We start from the raw sequence: 19270 nt of genomic DNA on the forward strand, positions 1-19270 counted from the left end.
ATGAAGGCACGGGTCATAAGGGGTGTCAGGCCGACAAGGATTGAGCTTCAGAAGATAAGGAAGAGGATTGTCCTTTCAGAGCGGGGCAGGGAGCTTTTGCAGGATAAACTTGATGCCATGACCGGCGAGATGATGCGTATGAAAAAAGAGCATGCTGCACTTGCCAGGTCAGTTGATGACCATGTGCATACTGCATATCCGGCCTTAACCCGTGCAGGCATGAGTATAGGGTGGCGCAATCTGTCAGCAGTTGCAAAAACAACTGACGGGATGGCAGATATAGAGATGCAGACCCGGAATATTATGGGCAGAAGGGTGCCGGATATTGTGATTCCGGATAAGCTGAGGGAGTCCCTGATTCCGGGCTATACACTCTCAGGAACCACTGCATATGTGGATTGTGCCGGAACTGAGTTTGAGAAGCTGACCATTGCCCTTATACGACTTGCGGAGGCGGAAGGTGTCATGCACTCCCTTGAAAGCGAGATCAAAAAGACACGGCGCAGGGTTAATGCTCTTGAGAATGTGCTTATACCCTCACTGAATGCAACCTCCGAATATATTGAAAGCTATCTTGAGGAGCTTGAGAGGGAGGACTTATTCAGAAGGAAAAGGGCAAAGTCTGTGCTTGCCGGAGGCGGAAAGTGGGGACGGGGGTGAAGATGAAGATAAATCCTGAAAAATTATATGTGCTGATGCAGGCTGCCGGTTTTCTGACGTTTTTTTCCGGATTTTTGGTCTTAATTCTTATTTACATTTGATATGATGTTTTCTTCAGATGGGGCGGCAACCGGAGAGATCTTTTCTGTTTTTTTTATCATTCCGGACAGTAATTACAACCTGAATAATCTCCTGCTAAACCACTGTCATTGAGAAATATTTAATTGTTATAAAATAAATCTTCTCATCATGCATATAAGGTACAGATCGTCAATATTTATTTCACTTGCACTAATTGTTTCATTACTGCTCTTATGTCTCCCGGCATCAGCTGTAATTGTGGAGTTAGGGGATGGAAACCTCGCTGAATCACAGAATGAAGGAGGACTTATACAATATACAATTGAAGTGAGCGGCATTCCAAAGCAGGCAGAGATCATTGAGATGGATACTGACCTGATCCCTGTCCCTGAAAAAGACCTCTGGCAGTTTGCAGAGGGCGAATTTAACATCTCAGGCGGAGAAGAATCCTTAAATGATCACAATGTAGAGCTTACAGCCGAAAGCGGATTTCCGGATAAGATTACTGTAACTGTATATGGCAGAGTTCCGGTTCTGACATCTGTAGAGATTGTGGACGGCGTTGTTGTAACAAGAAGAATTACGCAGACGACAGGTTATATCTACTACCACATACAGGCGCTTGATGAAAACCGCGATATTATAGGAACAGGCACAACAAAGACATTTTCCATTACAATACCTGATGACGAGCAGTTCATGGCACAGCTCAATGCAGTAACAGATCCGGAGATGCGTGAAATCATAGATGATCTCTACTCAAGAGGTCTGAGAGATGAGGCAAAAGGTCTCTTAAAATATGCAAAATCTCCAAAAGAGGCAACCCTGCCGTTTACAACCGCAGTTTTGATTGGGGTTTTAATGCTCATAATCGGTCTGGGAGCCGGAATAATATTCGGACAGATCAGAGCGAAGAATATGCAGGACTTTCAGAAAGAATACAAGGAGAACTGATTAATGGCTCATGATGAAATAATTGAGGGAAAACCTTTCCAGATGCCGGACGAACTGACTGTTGTTGCAATCGGTGGGTGCGGGAAAAAGCTTATATCAAACCTTTATGACCACGAATGGTTTTTAAAGCACTATCTGACTGACGGTAAGCGCCTCTCATTATATACAATAGATACAGACTCAAACCAGAGAAAGGATGATATAAAGCGATCTGAAGCTGTCATGTCAAGGCTTGGGGATATCCAGAGGACAAACAATCAGATGGGCGGGAGCGTAAAGAGTTTCCATTATCACCTGCCTGACCTTGCCAATGTCGAGAGAGTTTCATCCCTGACATCAAGGGATATTGCAGAGCAGATGAAGAGACGGCGTGAAAAGCCTCTTGTTGATGTCTGGTGGATGAATGATCCTGAATACGGGTTTGACTACCAGATGCTCAAAAAAATTGACAAAAATATTGTTGATGACTTCGGCGGTGGGGTGCACAGAAGGCGTGCCATATCAAAAGCGGTATTTTACAAGGCCATAACACAGGGCGGAGAGCAGTTCCCCTCATTTCAGGGACACGGGCCTGTTGCAATAATTGTCGGCCTTGGGGGGGGAACAGGCTCAGGCATGTTTATAGATCTCGCCCGCTACATCAAAGAGAAACGCGGGCAGGAGTCCAAGATCTGGCTCTTTGTCATCCTTCCGGCAGCAAGCGAAGGCGAAAAAGAGCAGTTAAACGCCGCAATTGCACTGTCTGAGATTGAATATCTCAATATGAAAGAGGACAAACTCTTTAACTACATAATCGTCTCATCACTAAGCCCCACAGGATATGTTGACGGAGGAGACAGAAAGCAGGAGGTTGTCGAATTTGACTCTGCATTCCCATACCTCTTCATAAACTCCTTTTATCTCCCGACAGCAGATATATCCGCAATCGTGGACGCAAAAAAAGATTATTCGGGTTTCATATTTGCAGATTCACATGTGATTGAATATCCGGTTGAAAACCTCCGGTCACTAAAGAAAGGCTTTGAGGACGTAATAGAAAACCTTGGCGGCATTTCACAGAACAGGTCAAAAATATTAAAAGAGGTCTCGGATTTCATCACCACTGGTGAAAACCTCTACCCGGGTGAATTTTCAAAGACTGACACAGAAATTACCCACGATGATGTAAACCTCTATAAAAAAGAGATTGAGAGGATAAAGAAGAGCTGGGAGAATGATATAACTGACCTGTTAAACTTTAAGACCCAGTCCATAATCGAATCTGCGGTTACCAATAATATGCCTGAAGAGTTAAAAGATGTCTCTTCATTAAAGGACTTTGACAAACTGACCGAATATGTATCAAGGCTTAAAAAATCTCTTGAAAATGAGAGCAAACCGCATGAAAATGCCAAAGATCAGGAGCTTTATGAAGTCATAAAGAAGAATCTGCTGTTTTTAGAGGAGATGTCACACCTTGAGAAGAAGATACTCTCTGTAAATGAAAAATCGGCAAGAATGGCCCTGTTAAATATTGTCAGGGGTGAGGAGAACTTTGGAAAAATTTCAGGTGATCTCTCATCGCGACAGTCCGGACTTAAGGCTGAGATCAGCGAGGCCGATGCAAAGGTAAGAAAGAGACGTATTGAGCTTGAGGAGATTAAAAAAGAGGAGAGCAGTGTACTTGACCAGATAAAGTCTGAGGTCAGTGCACTTGCAAAACCAGTTGAGGACTATATTGCACTTGGACATGGTGCAGCAGGATCGGACTCGGTCGAAGATCTTGAGAGGGCGTTTCTGGATAAGTTCTCTGCACTGCTCTTTGTCTTGAAGGAGAAGCTTAACCAGTCCGGAAAAAAGAAGGCAAAGCCGATAAAACGTGACGTATGGCTCTCATCACTGCCGCTTGGGGATCTCCAGGGTGATATCGAGAATCTTGAGGGAGCAACCTCAGCAGATTTCTCGTACCTGAAAGACCTCGCGGAGTCAGTATCCCTTTACTTCTACAACGACTACATGCTCAGGGTTGCTAAGAAGCAGGGTTTCGCAGACGGAATTTTGGGCAGAAAGCTCAACCCGGAGATATTCCGGAGCGAGAAACAGACAAAAGAGGAGAGAATCAGAAAAATATCACAGATGCATCCCGGAAAGATATCCATACGTGATCCGTTTGAGGTATTTGTTCAGGATAAATTCCTGACACGGGAGTTTGATTCCAGGCTTGGTTCGTTAAGAGAGGCAACAATAGGCCCGCTCGTCTCACAGTTCAATCTTGAATCGGATGAGAAGGCCATGCTTATCAACTCTTTTTCCGGAAGGGACACTGCATCAATAATAACTGGTGTCAGGGAGAGTCTGACTGACATTATAAACATGCGTGAAGGCTACTCCTCAAAGAGGGGAAATCTTAATACTGAGATTGATGTGTTGATCCAGTCGCAGAAAGTTATGCAGCAGGAGGTTGAATTCCTTCAAAAGACTGACGATCTTGTCAGTTCAACCTTTGAGGCGAGAAAAAAGTACAATGCTGAGACTGAGTCATATGAGTCCGGACTCCGGGCAATAGATGAGAAGAGAAGGAGTGGGAATAAAACGATTGAAGGAATGTACAGGACGTGGTTTGGTGAGATAAACCCGAATATTCTCTCGCTCTTAAATGATGACTCAGATCTCTCTGTTCTGGACTATGATGAAGAGGGTAAATCTGAGATAGAGAAACTGTACAACATTGTTCAGTGGAAGTACAAAGAGCTTGTTGACGCACATAAACTTGGTATCAATAATATATCTATTGGATACGGAAGTGCCGGCACTGAGAGATGGAGCTTTGACAAGTCTGCTCTTGTGGTGTCATCTCCGTCACGATGGCTGTCACAGCTTACCGAAAATAAAGGGAGTGATTTCAGGCGTTACCTTGTTAAATCACTTGATCTTAAAGGTTTTGACAGTGCAAAGGTAAATTCCCACAATTATACAAAGCCTTGGGAGATCTCACTCACATTCTTCGCAGCCGCAGGTTTTCTTGAAAATATCTCGCCGCTTACAACCGGTGGAGGGTACTGGGAGAAGTACGATAAGAACAGGAATAACATCCTTCACCATGCCCTTTATCTCCATCAGGGTAAGTATATCTCCCGTGAAAAGACCCTGCTGTTAACAGATGCAGCAGAGATCGCAGATCTTGAGTCCGGCGGCAAGACAGAGATTGATGAGGCAAAAAAGAGGATAATGGATTTATATTCCGTCAAGGACATCAAAGAGGCAGCCGGTGAATGATAATAAACAGTAAGAGAAGAAAAATCTATCTTCTTTTAGGTCTGCCAATCAGCATTATTGTTGCATATATCTTTATGACCATTGCTCCGGTATTCAAGCTGCATCCAACCCCTTCTGAGCTGACAGTCTTTGTTGAGTTTTTATGCGGGCTTTTTTTCGCAGTCGCCGTTGGAATGCTCTTCAATGAGGATTCCAGAATAAACGGGGTCATCTATGCCGGAATTTTTGCAGGCATTCCGGCATTTTATGTTCAACTGACCCCGTGGGCTGATGTATACCTTCTGATGCTTGCTTTTTCAGCCGGAATTATCTGCGGTGCTGTATTTGTCATCAGGGCGGTTATGACAAATCATTATGACAATCTTGCAAAATTTGCACGGGTTTTATTTACAGTATTCTTTGCAATTATTGTCGGTTTTTTAGCATATGAGATGTATGCCACTGCAATGCCTTCTGACACGGCTGTGGACTCTGCATATGCTGCGCAGAACATCTTCTTTTATGGTATTGGAATTGTTCTCTCCCTGATTTTATACTGGCTTGCGATTAAGATAACAATCGGTGTCAGGGCATCTGAGATATTTATATTCGGGCCAAGGTCATCGGGCAAGACATATTTTGTCCTTGGACTGTGGGATTATATATCCGAAAATTTCGACAGGGGGCATTCCAATGAAGGTGTTGTCCTTACTGGTGATCCAAACGATGAGGGGGATGAACTGATGATCTCCAGCCTGTATGCAAATGTTCTTGACGGAAAGATACTCTCAAGGACATACCGTTACCAGATGGTGATGTACCAGCTTACAGGTAAAAAATATGGCATAATTCCTATTAAGTGGACTGTTGTTGATTATGCCGGTGAGTATTATGATGAACTCAATGAGATAAATTTCAAAAAGGCGGTTGCACTCCTGAGTGACAGGCTCAGGATTGCAAGGGCTGACATCCGGAAGAATGCCGGGACTATTGATTTTGTCAGGAATATTAAACTGCATCATTCTGAGGAGCTTTTAGACCCGGAGTTTACAAAGAGTGTCATTATTGCCACAATGTATGGCAATTTTTTAAAGGCGGGAAAGGTTATCTTTCTGATAGACGGCGAAAAAATTACTGATGACAGAAAGGGCCATGCTCAGCTTGCAAGGGAGTTTGGTGGATATATGAAGACTTTAATTGATCTTGAGGGCAGAAATTACTTCGGGTTTCTCAGGCCGGACAAGAAGTATGCACTTGCGGTTACTAAGACTGATCTTGTATTCTGGAAGAATAAGGAGATTAAGAACCTCATCCATTCTATGAGTGCCGGAAAACTGTCAGATATTCCTGACAGATCAAGGGAGGCACAGGCCATTGAAGAGAATATCTTTGAAATTCTCAGTGCAAATAAGGTCTTTAAAAATCTTGTGAATATGATGAATGACATCTCTATGTATTTTATCGCCGTTTCTGTGGATGCAACGGCAGAGCCGTTTCCTACTGAAGATGGGGAAGAGGAGGAGATAGCACCAATGGCAATTACACCGTGGAGATTTTCTGAGATATTCAAATTTGGCTCTTAGCCTCTGGTTTCATGGTGATCTGTAAATATGTATGATTCATATGGGATATTCACAACAGACGGCATTACTGTTGCAGGAACCCTGCATGACGAATATGCGGTACATCTTGCCGAGAGGCTTGACGAGAGCACGGCATCTCTGTATATCAGCACAAAAAACGGGGAACTGCTGCTTGGAACGGCTGTAAATGTACAGAAGAAGGGCAGAAGGCCGGATACTTTCATATATCTCGAAAAGACCGGACTTAGAGGCGGCCTTCTGCCCGGAATTAACCTCTCCTATATTCACGGATTTTATACCCGTGTGCAGGATAAGCTGTCGCAGATTGATTATGTGGTCCGGGATCTTGCATCTGACAATGATTTCTTTGATAATCGGCACAGTACAGTGATAACCGGACTTTTGGGTCCGGATGCTGCTGATTATACAGTTGGGCGGCTTGTTCTTGGGAAGGACACTGTATGTGTCTCAGATAACCTCTCAAAGTCTGTTGACTTTGTTGTTGCCGTTGCAGAGAAGCTTCATTCATATCTGCCGGCAGGTTTTACTATGGTGGTATCGAAGATGACCTTTAGAGGGGCTGATCTGAATGTAGCAGAGAAGTATTCCGGAAGGGTTGATATTGACCTTAAAAAAGAAAGGACTGAGAGTTCTGAGACTGGCAGGCTGTACAGGAGTATGGGCACTTTTGTCCAGAGTCCGGTTGTCAGGAGAAAACTGTCAGGGATAACTTCACGTAGTGAACTGGTGGGGAGGATTATTTCGGAATTTAAGGGCAGCAGCAAATTTCCGAAGGATAAATCCGGAATTTTTGATAGATTTCTGGCAGATGAAAATATTGGTGTTAACGGCTCTCCGGCGGACTTTTCATCCTCTGCTTATGAACCGCAGGCAAAAGGGGAGTTTAAAGCACCTGCGGAATCGGAGTATGGTAAGTGGAAGATCAATGATCTCGACAGGGAGAGTCTTAATCTTGAGTACGAAAAGCATATGGAGAAGAAGAAAGGCCGGATTCGCCTGCTGGCAGTTATCGGAATACTTGTAATACTTCTGGGAGGTCTGCTCTTTTTTTTTGTGATTAATCCAGGTTTTTCCGGTGCAAAACCACCGGTAATTGTGACAATTACCCCTTCTGCAACTATTACTCCGGAGGAGAGGACGGCAATAATTACCCGTCTGAGCACACCACCGGGCAATGTGCCGGAGGGTCTTTTGGGATTTGGCAGTGCTTATGATATTATGGTCTCCGGGCCACAGAATGTAGTTGTCAATAATACTGCGGAGTATAATCCTGACAAGTCATACCGCCTGATGAGATATAATGAGTCCGGGCTTACCTGGGATTATAAGGGCACTCCGGTTTTAATGTCAGATAATTCTGCTGAGGTGTTTATTGCTGATTCCGGAATATACCGGCTTTTTTCTGACGAAGTCTTTGGGACGGACAAAAAGGTTTAGCATTTTTGTCTGTGCGGACAGACGGGTTATATCTTATGAAAATTAATCCTGCACTGGGGATAATTCTGTTACTGCTGCTGTTATTTTCAGTGCTGGCTCTTCCTGCCTCTGCCCAGGCTACAAAAGGGACAATCTCTGTCACCTCCTATCCGCAGGGTGCAGATATTTATCTGAATGATGAGGATATCGGCCGGCAGACCAATGCAGTGATTGAGGATGTCTTTCCGGGCATTCACTATGTCCGGCTTGAGATGACCGGGTACCGGACATGGGAGGATATATTTGAGGTGAGGGAGGGTGAGATCTCCTATATCAGTCATAATATGGAGCCGGTTGTCGGTGATGCCTTCTCGGTTCTGACAAAACCTGAGGGTGCAGCGGTTTTTATTGATGGTGAGTATTCCGGCAGGTCAAATGTGGTTATAAATAATGTCCCTGCCGGTGCACATACTGTTCTCCTGACGCTTGACAATTACTCAGATTATTCTGAGACTGTCTGGATTAATGAGGATATGTCACAGTCCCTTATTCATAATTTTGAGCCGATCCCGACTACCGGAAGGATTACTTTTGAGTCTGAACCGACTAATGCAGGGATATATCTTGACGGTGAATTTAAGGGAAATACAAGGCTTGAGCTTGATGACGCTGAACCCGGAACTTATGATGTTATAGTCCGGAAGACGGGTTATGACGACTGGACCGGCAGGGTTGATGTCTCAGCCGGAAAGATTTCTGAGGTGAAAGCAGAGCTTACGCTCTCTAAGGTCAGTATTTCGGTTGTCACATCACCTGAGGGCGCAGATATTTTTATTGACGGGGTTTTGTCAGGCATTACTCCGGCTGACATTTCTGTAAATCAGGGGGTGCATACAATTCTTATTGAGAAGTTTGGGTATGAGAGTGTTGAGGAGGAGGTGGATGTCGGAGCTCTTGGGGCATCTTTTTCATATTCTCTTGTTTCTATGGTGCCTCAGGCGATAGAGGAGGCTGAGATAGCTGTCTCTTTAAACCTTGCCTACAGGCCGGATAATGCAGAAAAACTTCTTGAAAAAGCGAGGTATAGTTATAACTCCGGAGACTCCGGTAGTGCTATTGGTTATGCAGAGGCTGCAATTTTAAGTGCTTATGATGTCGATGGTGATGGAGTTAAAAATCCGCTTGACATCAGTCCGAATCTTAACAATAATGTGCTGTATGGTCTGCCGGTTCTTATCATTCTGCTTGTCGGGTGGTTTGTATCTAAGGATTTTATAAGGAGAAGGGTTAAGCCGGAGATAACCCTGCATCTTCCGGGATCATTTAAAGAGGATGATATGTCTGCCCGTGCGGAGATAATTACAGATGTGAAAGGCGGCCCTTACCGTGGTTTTGTCTGCACTGTATATGTTGATGACACTCCTGTGGATCATTTTACTGACCCCGGCAGGTATGCTGTAAGCATTGCCGGAAAACGCCCCGGCGTTCATACAGTTTCAGTGCTGCTGCAGGTTGCAAAGGAGAGGTCCGGAACTGCTGAGAGGAAGGCTGAGGGGAGTTTTACTGTTGAAGCTGTACAGGATTTTAGTGTGAGCAGGAGTGCCGGAATCTTTGGGGATACTAAAGAAGCCAATAATCATGAACCGGATGAGGCTGTTGCTATTATTGATACTGATGAAAAATGAGAGACTATATGAGGATAATATACACAATAAATATTAATACAGGCGGAAAGTGAGCATTTCAGGGAAATTGTTCAGCTATGGAATTTTAAGAATAATGTTATATGCCGGAATATGATCTCAGACAGATACCCGGAGGTGTAGGTGAACTGTTATTGTGGATGATTCTGATAATAGTAATTACCTTCACACTTGGTCTGTTACTGACATTCATTCTGGAATTTTTTTTCTGTTGATTGTCTTTAACTGATATTTATTAATCTTAGGAAATTATTGTCTGATTTTCAGATATAACTATTATTGCTGGTGAACTGGTTGTTACATCCGGAATTTAAGATAAATTAATTATGCTCTGTTTCATCTCATATGAGACAATTAAAAATCCCGGAAAAATCCGGCTAAACCACCAAAGTTCAGACAATCTTAAAGATATGATCTTCAAGATTTTTTCTCTCCTTATCAACCCTCTTTAAGAGATCTTCATATACATTCGGGAAGATAAGGCCCTTGTTCTTCATCTCCTCATAATAATCCTCATCCTGAATGAGTAGGCTGAGGCGCAGGTAATAATCCTCGATATCCTCTGAAAGTTCAGGATACCTCATTGCCATATCCTCAATTATCTTCTCAGCCCTCCCGGAAATTTTTCTGAATTCATCTTTTGCCTCCAGGATAATCTCATCCGGAAATCCGAATTCAGCAGTGATCATATCAACTGAAAACTCCATCTGCCTTGCTGATGAGATCATTGCAATCTGCTTTTGGTACTCAGTTGTCAGTGCAAACTTTCTGAGATTTTTTGCAAATTTAAACCTGTTAAACAGGGCAGAAATCCACCACGCCGGAGTTATAAAAATACTGTACTCTATAGAATCTGACTGAATAAGCTCATGCGGGGGCACAGTTCCGGCAGAGACCTCATCCAGTTTCATATTTATATAATATCTAAGCTCATCCAGAACAACTTCGGAAATATAACCATAACCATAAATTTCCTCATAAATACTCCTTTCAACCATAATCAGCCGGATCCATAGGAGTTTTTTTAATTTATTCTCTTCAGACCTTACTTCAGAGAAGAGATCTTTAAGTTCTGCCATCGCCTCTTTTATCTCATCTTCATAATCGGCTCTTATTTTATCTGCAATGCCACGGTCGATCCTTCTGTTTTTCAAAAGGCTGTCAAGTGCCGTAAGGCCCTCTTTTTTGGCATGAATAACAGTTGAGAAATATTCATATACAGCAAGATTACTTGGCCTGTCAAGCCCAAGCTTTTTTGCAAGTGGTTTTGTGGTAATCCCGTCAACAATTATCGTAAAGAGAACAACACCCACAGCCATAATAACAATCTCATCCTTAAACGGCATATCCTCACTTATCGAAAGTGCAAGTGCAATTGCAACCGCACCACGAAGGCCGCCCCAGAATAGTGCATGCTGATATTTCAGTGGTATATAATCCTCACCTTTAAAGAGATTCATAATTCCGGAAAAGATATAGATGACCGCTGCCCTTGAGATAAAAACAGCAATAATCCCTGCCGGAATAAGTATTAATAGCTCACGGTCAATCTGGGAATTAACAAGAAGGTTTGCAGTTGTAATACCCATCAAAAGAAAGATTAAACTGTTTACAAGATAGGCAGAAAAATACTGAAATTCAGAAATCTCTTTTGAGTCTTCTGACTTGAGCCATACTGATGTAAACCTGCCGACTATAAGTCCGGCTGTCACAACCGCAATTATGCCTGAAGCATGAAATACAGACTCTGCAATTAAGTAAGAGGCATAGGCGGTAACCACTGAAATTACTGAAGATACAACAGCACTTTTTTCCGAGAGGGCAATAAGACCGCCAATAAGAAAACCGGATATAATTCCGGTTATAATTCCACCGGAAAAACTCCATATAATGCCTTCTGCTCCATAGATTATTGTTGATATATTGAATGTCCCGGCAGCTATAATGCCCAGAACAATATTAAATGTGACAATTGCCGAAGCGTCATTAAACAGGCTCTCTCCCTCAAGGATTGTTGTAAGTCCTGCCGGTGCACCCATATTCCTAAATAGCCCAATTACTGATACCGGATCAGTTGCAGAGATAAGTGCACCAAAGAGCATGGCATATACAATAGGAACTGGTGTCATAAAACCAATGATATATCCGACAATTAATGTTGAAAATATCAGTCCAGGAATTGCAAGAACCAGTATTGGCACAATCTTTCGTGCCATAAGCCGTTTGTTGATATGGTAAGCTGCCTCAAAGACCAGAGGCGGCAGGAAAAGAAAGAGTATAACTTCCGGAGAGAGAACAAAATCAAAGATCTGCTCAATTTCAGAAATACCGGACGATATAGTCGAAATTCCAAGTCCAATGAGAAACAGTCCGATAGTATAAGGGATTTTAATTCTCCTGAATAGAATTCCTGATACAACTGCAATAATTAGCAGGAAAAGTATCAGGGCTATGATGCCTTCTATTTCAGTCCCGATCATATATGTCTCCAAAAATTATTCTTAGCCTAATTATTCTGTTTCCGGGAGATAATAATATCTGAATCTCTCTGTATATGAATAACTCCCGGAAATATTTACTGCACATTCAAAAAAACAAATAATGGAATTATCCAATGAATATTTATTAATAATGTGAATTATAAAAGAACATTTCGGTAGCTATGATCAGCATAATAAAAAGATATGGCCCGACTGCAGTTCCAGTGATTTTAATCATACTTATGACAATGATACCGGCATCTGCAAACGGTACAGAGGAGAATATACAGATGGAAAATATAGATAACTGGCGTTTTCCAGGTGAATTTGAAGACCAGGACGCTGTATGGATTGGATGGCTCACGAAAGAATATATAAGCGGCTATTACACCGATGATGTATTTCTTGAAATTGTAAATGAACTTCAGGAGAATGTCCATACAATTATATGTGTCCCGAATGACGACCAAAAGAAGCATGTAGAAGAGGTCCTAAACGGGAACAATGTCCCGATGAACAATATCTCATTTTATGAACAGAAATTTACTATGCTCTACTGGCGGGATTTTGGGCCGATCTTCGTTGTAAATGATAAGGGTGAGAAGAGAATAAATGATTTTAACTTCAACTGCTGGGGTTATTTCCCGGTTTCCGACACACAGTCCCTCATGATGGAGAGAATTGACAGAGATGCCGCAAAATACCTGGGTGTTGAAAGTGTTATGACAAGGATTACAAGCGAGGGTGGAGACCGTGAGTTCAATGGAAAAGGCACAATGCTTGTAACTGAGGCCTGCGAATTCCAGAGAAATCCTAATGTTGCAAGGGAAGAGATTGAAAGTGAATTTAAAAGGCTTTTTGGTGTATCAAATATTATCTGGCTGAAGAAAGGCTCAGTCGAGGATGACCCCTACGACAGCGGTTCCCTTCCGGGACCTGGTGGAGTTGGAATAGCATACAGGAGTGCATCTGCAAATAATCATATGGATGAATACTGCCGGTTTGTATCGCCGGATACCATTCTTCTTGCAGAAGTAAGTGTGGAGGAGGCGGCAAAAGATCCGATTGCAGCTGAGAACCGGAGAAGAATGGAGGACAATTATGAGATTCTTAAGAATTCTGTCGATCAGGACGGCAACCCGTTTAAAATTGTAAGAATGCCGATTCCTGACATGATCTACTTCACTGCAAATCCAACAGATGAAGCATATTTCGGCCTTTCAACCTTCTATAGGTCATATGACGGAACAACATTCCCTGTCGGAGATCCGGTTAATATAGTCCCGGCACAGAGTTACTGTAATTTCCTTATTACCAACAACCTTGTGCTCGGACAGAAGTATTACATGGAAAATATAGGTATGCCTGATTCTTTAAAAGAGAAGGACAGGATAGCTGAAGAGACCTTAAAGAGTCTGTTTCCGGACAGAAAAGTTGTAATGGTGAATACTATTCCAATCAACTTCGGCGGCGGGGGCATCCACTGTTCAACCCAACAGGAGCCAAAGGCTAAAACTGAATAAATTTTCTTTTTTTACATATTTGTTATCCATTTTTCTAATATCTGGGTATGATCTTCATCCGAGTAATGGAGATCTGTTGTACTATTTCGAAAGGTTAAAGTAATTTCGAGAACATTTTACTATTGTAAGCATTAATCTGTTTACGTTGTTGCTAAATGTAGGTGGTGTTGCTATGATGAAGATAATGATGGTAGATAATGAACCCGGAATTTTACAGGTTGGACAGATATTTCTTAGGAAGATGGGACAGTATGATGTCAAAACCGCTAAATCGGCTATCGAAGCACTTGAAATTCTTAAAGAGAATAAGTTCGATGCTGTAATCTCCGGATACCAGATGCCTGATATGAACGGTTCTGAATTTTTAAAAGAGTTCAGAAAAAGGGATTCCGATACTCCGTTTATCATATTTTCAACATGGGATGCCAATGAAATGAACCCCCGGCCCTTTACAGGGAAGGCGGATTATTATGTCCGGAAATCAGACCGGGCAGGAAAACAGTTTGAGGAGATTAACCTTAAGATTATCAGCCGGAATTCCGGCATGGTCTGTCACTGAACCAGAGAAATTCTACTGAATTTAAGAAAGGAGTAAATCTAACCAGTCTGTCTGATACCTGTTCATCATACAGTCCGAACAAACTTAAGTAGTTCCATAAAAATCAAATATTTTTTAACTCTTCCGAAAATTTGTTTATCTTAATTATGTATTTAATCTGATTAATTTTATTTTGGAAAATTCCGGGTGACGAATGAAAATTTATTCGAATGAATCTGATATAGACAAATACAGAGAAGTTATGGCTGATCTATTCTCTGAGAGCCGGGACGGTGTATGGGAATGGAATCGTGTAAATGGCAAAATTTTTCTGAACGATGTCTCCGCTGAAATGCTTGGCTTTAAATCCGGAAGAGATACATTTAATATGAAGGATATAATCCAGATTGTTAATCCGGTTGATCTTGAAGGGCTTAAGGCATTTTTTAATATGCATTTTAATGGAGAGAAAACCTATATCAAGCACCTTTTCAGGGTTAGAGGTAATGATTCTTCATGGAAATGGATACTAATCCGTGGAAAGGTAATTCTCAGATCTAAAATCGGAAATCCCGCCTATCTTGCAGGAATAATCACCTGCATGAAGGCCCCGGAATATCTGAGGCCGTCTAAATACTCTAAAATCTCAAAGTTGAAGGAAATTAACCGGATGTTTACCGGTTTTACACCTGATTATTATAGGAATATCTCTGTTATTGTAAGAAATGTTGCACTTGTGACCGGTTCATTTATGTCAGGTTACATTAAATGTAAGGGCGGTATTTCGGAGATAATTTCTGAATATAATCCTGAGGGGAAGGATTTATTAGATGAAATATTGGTGGCATTTCCGGAAAGCTATTTTTTGTCTGAGAAATGTCCCCAGAAAACTGTTCTTAAAATATCACTGAAATCAGGTTTTTTCTTAATAATCTCACCGGTTTTTATGGGTCGAAATCTCATAGGTTCATTATTTGCAATAAATTCAGTAGATTTTAGTCTTACGGATGATGAGAAGGAACTTATTAAGATATTATGTACTGCGGTTTTTGTGGAGGAAAACAGGTTTAAGTCTGAGATAGCCTTAAAGGAAAGGCAGGATCACATTAATCTGGCAATAAAAGGGGGGAATATTTCTTTTTGGAATTATGATATTCCTGAGAGAAAAATTTTGTTTTATGGAGAGTGGAATGATATTACCGGATGGGAGTCCGTTTCGGAAGATAACTTTAATATTTTTTTCTCTTCAGTGTTCCATAAGGATGATGCTGAAGAGGTCAGATCTCTATATTCAGAATTTAATGATTTGATGGTCAGTGGAATTGATCACCGGTGCCGGATTTTCTCAAAATCGGGGGAAGTGCTTGGTGTAAGAATTCTTGGCGATATTACTGATTATGATAAAAATAATGGTGCAATCAAGATTTCCGGGGTTATTATTGATGAAACTAGACTTAGAAATTATCACCGTTCGCTTGAGGCTGCAAACCGCAAACTGCATCTTTTATCTGGTATTACCGGGCATGATGTAACTAATCAACTATGTATTCTTAAGGGATATCTTGAACTAATGGGTGATGAGAAATGTGATAATGATCTCATCTCCTTTGGCCTGAAGGAGTGTTTAAAGGTTGCCGGGATGATCAATGGACAGGTTGAGTTTTCAGGGGATTACCGTAATATCGGAATGGAAAAGCCTGCATGGCAGGATGTTGGGAATATAGTATTGCACCTGTCTGAAATGCCTGTATTTTCAGATGTCAGTATAAAAACTGAAATCAGAGGTGTTGAAATCTATGCCGATGCAATGCTTGAGAAAGTTCTCTATAATCTCATTGACAACAGCATCCGTTATGGGGGTGGAAAAACTGAAATCAATCTTGAATTTTCTGAAAGTTCTTCCTGTGGAAGGCTTGTTTACAGTGATAACGGGCCGGGGATTGCAGACGACATTAAGGAAACGATCTTTTTAAGGGGATATGGGAGTAATACAGGCTATGGTCTTTTCCTTATAAGAGAGATCCTTGATATTACAGACATCCGGATATCTGAGTGTGGCTATGAAGGGGCAGGTGCCCTTTTTGTAATGGAAATTCCGTTTGGGAATTACAGATATTCGGGAGCAGTGGATGAGAGAGTATGCGGAAATATGGTCTCTGATTTTACTCTGGATTCAGAAAGAGAGTATTTTGAGTGAGGAAGAGTCTGCTAATGATGTTCAAATGATTTCTTCATATAATTACTCACCCGGATTTCAATAACCAAACAATGGTTTTGGTTGTGGATTTATATTCTGATATTCTGAAAAAAATTTTGTTGGTTAATTTGTATTTGGTGCTATAGTCTGTTCAGTAGAGATCAGAGAGATAAACGCCTGATCCGACCCACCATTTGTCATTGACAGGTTTTACATATCCGAGTTTCAGTTCCGGTTTATTGTTGTTTTCCGGATTTTCCCATCCAAAGACTACATATCCTCCGCCGTTTTTTGCAGTTTCAGCTAATACTCTGATTACTTTTACACCATACGGCCCTGTGAACTCCTTAAGGTTTGTGCCTATTTTTTCCGGCATGTACGGATGAGCGAGCATTGTGCAGTTGTAGTCATAGGCGTAGTCGTAGAGGTTTCCCTGTGTGAACTGACCATTGATTAGGTCAATCTCCTTTAATGCCTCTTCATCACCGTTTTCTTCTGCAAATTCCACTGTTCCCTCAACAAGGTCTGTCATTTTGATGATTTCTTCCGGCATAGCACCGGTTTTACTGTCGGTGTAATCCCTGAGATATATTCCTGAACCGATCCAGAGATTATCATTCACCTTTTTTACATAACCGATCTTCGGGATGTATGTGGATGATTCAGACTCGTTGATGCTTCCTGACTCCGGTGCAGGATACATATACATGATATATCCTTCGCCATTTTTGGCTGTGTCCATCGCAGCTCTAACAAATTCAAGTCCGTTTGCAGTGGTCCAGTCCAGTCTGTCAGTGCCGATCTTCTCCGGCTGGTAGGGGTGCGCAAGAAGAATTCCTTCAAAGTTATATGCATAGATATAAAGATCACCTTTTGAGAATATTCCATCTTTTTTGTTGTATTCCGAAAATGCAACCTCTTCTCCGTTTTCATTGGCGAATTGGGCAGCCCTGTCAACGAAATCCACAAATTCTTCTTCGCCTATTATTGTTGTTTCCGGAGTTTTTTCTTCTTCTGGTGAAACTGATTCTGCCGGAGTTATGTCCTCTGTTATAGTGGGAATTACCTGGTTTTCCGGTTCCGGCGGTGCTTCTCCAGTGCATCCTGCCGAAAAAATCAGCGCTGTTACTATCAGCGCTGTAATGATAATACCTTTGAAGTTTATAGCTGATTTACCAGTCATATATTTCAGATTAATATTTCATACGTAATAATCTGTTTGATCTCAATCTGGAGGAAATAAATGTTATTCTCATAATTTGCGTTTTTAATCATATTTAAGACGATATTATACACATTCACGACTTATGATGTCGTTTTTTAAGTTTTTATCTGCTATACGGCAGTTATCTTTTCTGAGGATTATTCTGCTTCTTACTTTTAGTTTTTAACTGTCATTGCAGAGACAAATCAAATGATTTAATTAGAACAAGTGCATACTTTATAGAGCAAGTCTTATGACTACGGGGCTCGTGGTCTAGCTGGTTATGACGTCGCCTTTACACGGCGAAGATCTTGAGTTCGAATCTCAACGGGCCCATAAATATTCTTTGTTTTCTAAAATAAAGACCAATTCATTTTTAGTATTATTTTTAAGCTCATTTGAGGCATTATCACTAAATCGTGATGTGTTAAGTCCGTTTTCTTTAATGAACTTATAATTCTCCGGCGATATAGTTATATTTAGGCTCTTCTTAACCCTGCCCGATTTCGTATTTTCGCGGCGCTTTTCTATACATGGCCTTCTTTTAATCCGCCCTTATGTGTCCGTACATAACGGCATATTTCATAGTAGTTTTAAGACATCCTAAATCTGATGTTCCAATGTTTAAAAGTACTTAACTATATAGATAGATCCAAATATAGTCGAATAGGGACACAGAATTACTTCTGCGTCCCCTTCTAAGAACGAAGCGTGCGATTTTCACCGCACTTCGCTCAAGCCCTTTACAACCCAAATTCAGGGCGGCTTCATGTGAAATATGATAGTTTTGTTTGAATCCAAGGTGTTTGTTTTCGTATCTTTTCAGTTCTGTTGTGGAAATATTCCTGATCCAGATAGGGACTTGCTTCAAGTTTTACCATTGAGTGTCTCCTAATTTTGGTTTCCGCAAATGAATTAAGATTGACGGATTCTGACTTGAAGACCCAGTTTCTAGCTCCTTCCTTATGCCAGTATCGTTGTGCAATCCATCTTTTGCCCTTATTATGATGTCTGCGTTTTGCCCATCTCCACAACATGTTCCAAAGGATAAAATCCAATTTTTGATATGTCCTTTTCGCAACAATGTGACGGTGATAATTAGCCCATCCTGTAATGAGAGGATTTAACTTTATAATCAGATCTTCTTGCGTCCAGGCAGCGCCCCTATGGATAATTTCTTTCATCTTTTCAATAATTTTCTTAATTGAATTTCGAGAGGGTTTTATGAGAAGTTTTCCGTTATATTTCCGAAAATTCCAGCCCAAAAAATCAAACCCTTCATCAATATGAGTGATTAGTGTTTTTGATTTGGAAAGTTTTAATCCTCTTTTAGCGATGAATATCTGAATTTGCCCACAGATTTCTTCCGCAATGTCCCTTGTAGGGGCAGTAACAAGGAAATCATCTGCATAACGTATGAAGTGAACCTTCATATTTGGAAAATTATCATCAAGCATTTTTTCTATGCCATCTAAGGCTATATTAGCCAATATCGGCGAAATTATCCCTCCCTGCGGTGTACCTTTATCTGTTGAGTAAAGCTTTCGCTCAAATACAAATCCAGCCCTAAGAAACTGATTTAAGACCGATTTCTCCATAGGTACGTTTATTTTCAGCCATTCATGTGAGATATTATCAAAACACCCCTGAATATCTCCTTCCAGAATCCACATGGC

At 41.4% G+C, this 19270-nt stretch carries 12 protein-coding genes and 1 tRNA gene; 10 read left to right on the forward strand and 3 right to left on the reverse strand.

Annotated features, from left to right (window positions below; translation table 11 throughout):
• From L6E24_RS00580 to L6E24_RS00605, 6 genes are all read left to right on the forward strand, one after another.
• The gene (locus L6E24_RS00580) at positions 1–660 is read left to right on the forward strand and encodes a V-type ATP synthase subunit D (protein ID WP_257742799.1); all 660 of its coding nucleotides are present in this window, start codon (positions 1–3) and stop codon (positions 658–660) included.
• 339 nt (positions 661–999) lie between these two features.
• A complete protein-coding gene (locus L6E24_RS00585) occupies positions 1000–1695 on the forward strand; it encodes a hypothetical protein (protein WP_257742800.1) in 696 nt (231 codons plus the stop codon).
• A gap of 3 nt (positions 1696–1698) precedes the next feature.
• Positions 1699–4950 (forward strand): tubulin-like doman-containing protein, encoded by a 3252-nt coding sequence (locus L6E24_RS00590; protein ID WP_257742801.1) that lies wholly within the window; start codon positions 1699–1701, stop codon positions 4948–4950.
• Positions 4947–6512, forward strand: coding sequence for a hypothetical protein (locus L6E24_RS00595; RefSeq protein ID WP_257742802.1), 1566 nt, complete (start codon positions 4947–4949; stop codon positions 6510–6512). Before L6E24_RS00590 ends, L6E24_RS00595 begins: the two co-directional genes overlap by 4 nt.
• Before the next feature lie 27 nt (positions 6513–6539).
• Entirely contained in the window at positions 6540–7970 is a 1431-nt protein-coding gene (locus tag L6E24_RS00600) for a hypothetical protein (protein ID WP_257742803.1), read from the forward strand.
• A gap of 35 nt (positions 7971–8005) precedes the next feature.
• Positions 8006–9634, forward strand: coding sequence for a PEGA domain-containing protein (locus L6E24_RS00605; RefSeq protein WP_257742804.1), 1629 nt, complete (start codon positions 8006–8008; stop codon positions 9632–9634).
• Between the two features lie 410 nt (positions 9635–10044).
• Here L6E24_RS00605 and L6E24_RS00610 read toward each other — a convergent pair whose 3' ends face one another.
• Positions 10045–12132: a cation:proton antiporter gene (locus tag L6E24_RS00610; protein ID WP_257742805.1), complete on the reverse strand. Its 2088-nt coding sequence runs from the start codon at positions 12130–12132 to the stop codon at positions 10045–10047.
• A gap of 242 nt (positions 12133–12374) precedes the next feature.
• On the opposite strand from L6E24_RS00610, the gene L6E24_RS00615 reads away from it, so the two are divergent.
• The 3 genes from L6E24_RS00615 to L6E24_RS00625 all read left to right on the forward strand — a co-directional run bounded on the left by L6E24_RS00615 (position 12375) and on the right by L6E24_RS00625 (position 16390).
• The gene (locus L6E24_RS00615) at positions 12375–13655 is read left to right on the forward strand and encodes an agmatine deiminase family protein (protein WP_257742806.1); all 1281 of its coding nucleotides are present in this window, start codon (positions 12375–12377) and stop codon (positions 13653–13655) included.
• Between the two features lie 172 nt (positions 13656–13827).
• Positions 13828–14214, forward strand: a complete 387-nt coding sequence (locus tag L6E24_RS00620; RefSeq protein WP_257742807.1) for a response regulator — start codon at positions 13828–13830, stop codon at positions 14212–14214.
• Between the two features lie 193 nt (positions 14215–14407).
• Positions 14408–16390 carry a sensor histidine kinase gene (locus L6E24_RS00625; RefSeq protein WP_257742808.1) on the forward strand — a complete coding sequence of 661 codons (1983 nt, stop codon included), beginning with the start codon at positions 14408–14410 and terminating at the stop codon, positions 16388–16390.
• Positions 16391–16541: 151 nt separating this feature from the next.
• Here L6E24_RS00625 and L6E24_RS00630 read toward each other — a convergent pair whose 3' ends face one another.
• Positions 16542–17573 (reverse strand): cache domain-containing protein, encoded by a 1032-nt coding sequence (locus L6E24_RS00630; RefSeq protein WP_257742809.1) that lies wholly within the window; start codon positions 17571–17573, stop codon positions 16542–16544.
• A 283-nt stretch (positions 17574–17856) separates the two neighbouring features.
• Between L6E24_RS00630 and L6E24_RS00635 the strand changes: the two genes are divergently transcribed.
• Positions 17857–17930: transfer RNA gene (locus L6E24_RS00635), tRNA-Val, on the forward strand.
• Between the two features lie 431 nt (positions 17931–18361).
• Here L6E24_RS00635 and L6E24_RS00640 read toward each other — a convergent pair.
• Positions 18362–19267, reverse strand: a complete 906-nt coding sequence (locus tag L6E24_RS00640; RefSeq protein ID WP_257742810.1) for a reverse transcriptase domain-containing protein — start codon at positions 19265–19267, stop codon at positions 18362–18364.
• Positions 19268–19270: the final 3 nt, after the last annotated feature.

This window comes from Methanoplanus endosymbiosus (assembly GCF_024662215.1).
GTDB classification, from domain to species: domain Archaea; phylum Halobacteriota; class Methanomicrobia; order Methanomicrobiales; family Methanomicrobiaceae; genus Methanoplanus; species Methanoplanus endosymbiosus.

Excerpts from the sequence above, each read along its gene's own strand:
- L6E24_RS00580 (WP_257742799.1), top strand. The coding sequence starts at position 1 with ATGAAGGCACGGGTCATAAGGGGTGTCAGGCCGACAAGGATTGAGCTT.
- L6E24_RS00590 (WP_257742801.1), top strand. The coding sequence starts at position 1,699 with ATGGCTCATGATGAAATAATTGAGGGAAAACCTTTCCAGATGCCGGAC.
- L6E24_RS00595 (WP_257742802.1), top strand. The coding sequence starts at position 4,947 with ATGATAATAAACAGTAAGAGAAGAAAAATCTATCTTCTTTTAGGTCTG.
- L6E24_RS00600 (WP_257742803.1), top strand. The coding sequence starts at position 6,540 with ATGTATGATTCATATGGGATATTCACAACAGACGGCATTACTGTTGCA.
- L6E24_RS00605 (WP_257742804.1), top strand. The coding sequence starts at position 8,006 with ATGAAAATTAATCCTGCACTGGGGATAATTCTGTTACTGCTGCTGTTA.
- L6E24_RS00610 (WP_257742805.1), bottom strand. The coding sequence starts at position 12,132 with ATGATCGGGACTGAAATAGAAGGCATCATAGCCCTGATACTTTTCCTG.
- L6E24_RS00615 (WP_257742806.1), top strand. The coding sequence starts at position 12,375 with ATGACAATGATACCGGCATCTGCAAACGGTACAGAGGAGAATATACAG.
- L6E24_RS00620 (WP_257742807.1), top strand. The coding sequence starts at position 13,828 with ATGATGAAGATAATGATGGTAGATAATGAACCCGGAATTTTACAGGTT.
- L6E24_RS00625 (WP_257742808.1), top strand. The coding sequence starts at position 14,408 with ATGAAAATTTATTCGAATGAATCTGATATAGACAAATACAGAGAAGTT.
- L6E24_RS00630 (WP_257742809.1), bottom strand. The coding sequence starts at position 17,573 with ATGACTGGTAAATCAGCTATAAACTTCAAAGGTATTATCATTACAGCG.
- L6E24_RS00640 (WP_257742810.1), bottom strand. The coding sequence starts at position 19,267 with ATGTGGATTCTGGAAGGAGATATTCAGGGGTGTTTTGATAATATCTCA.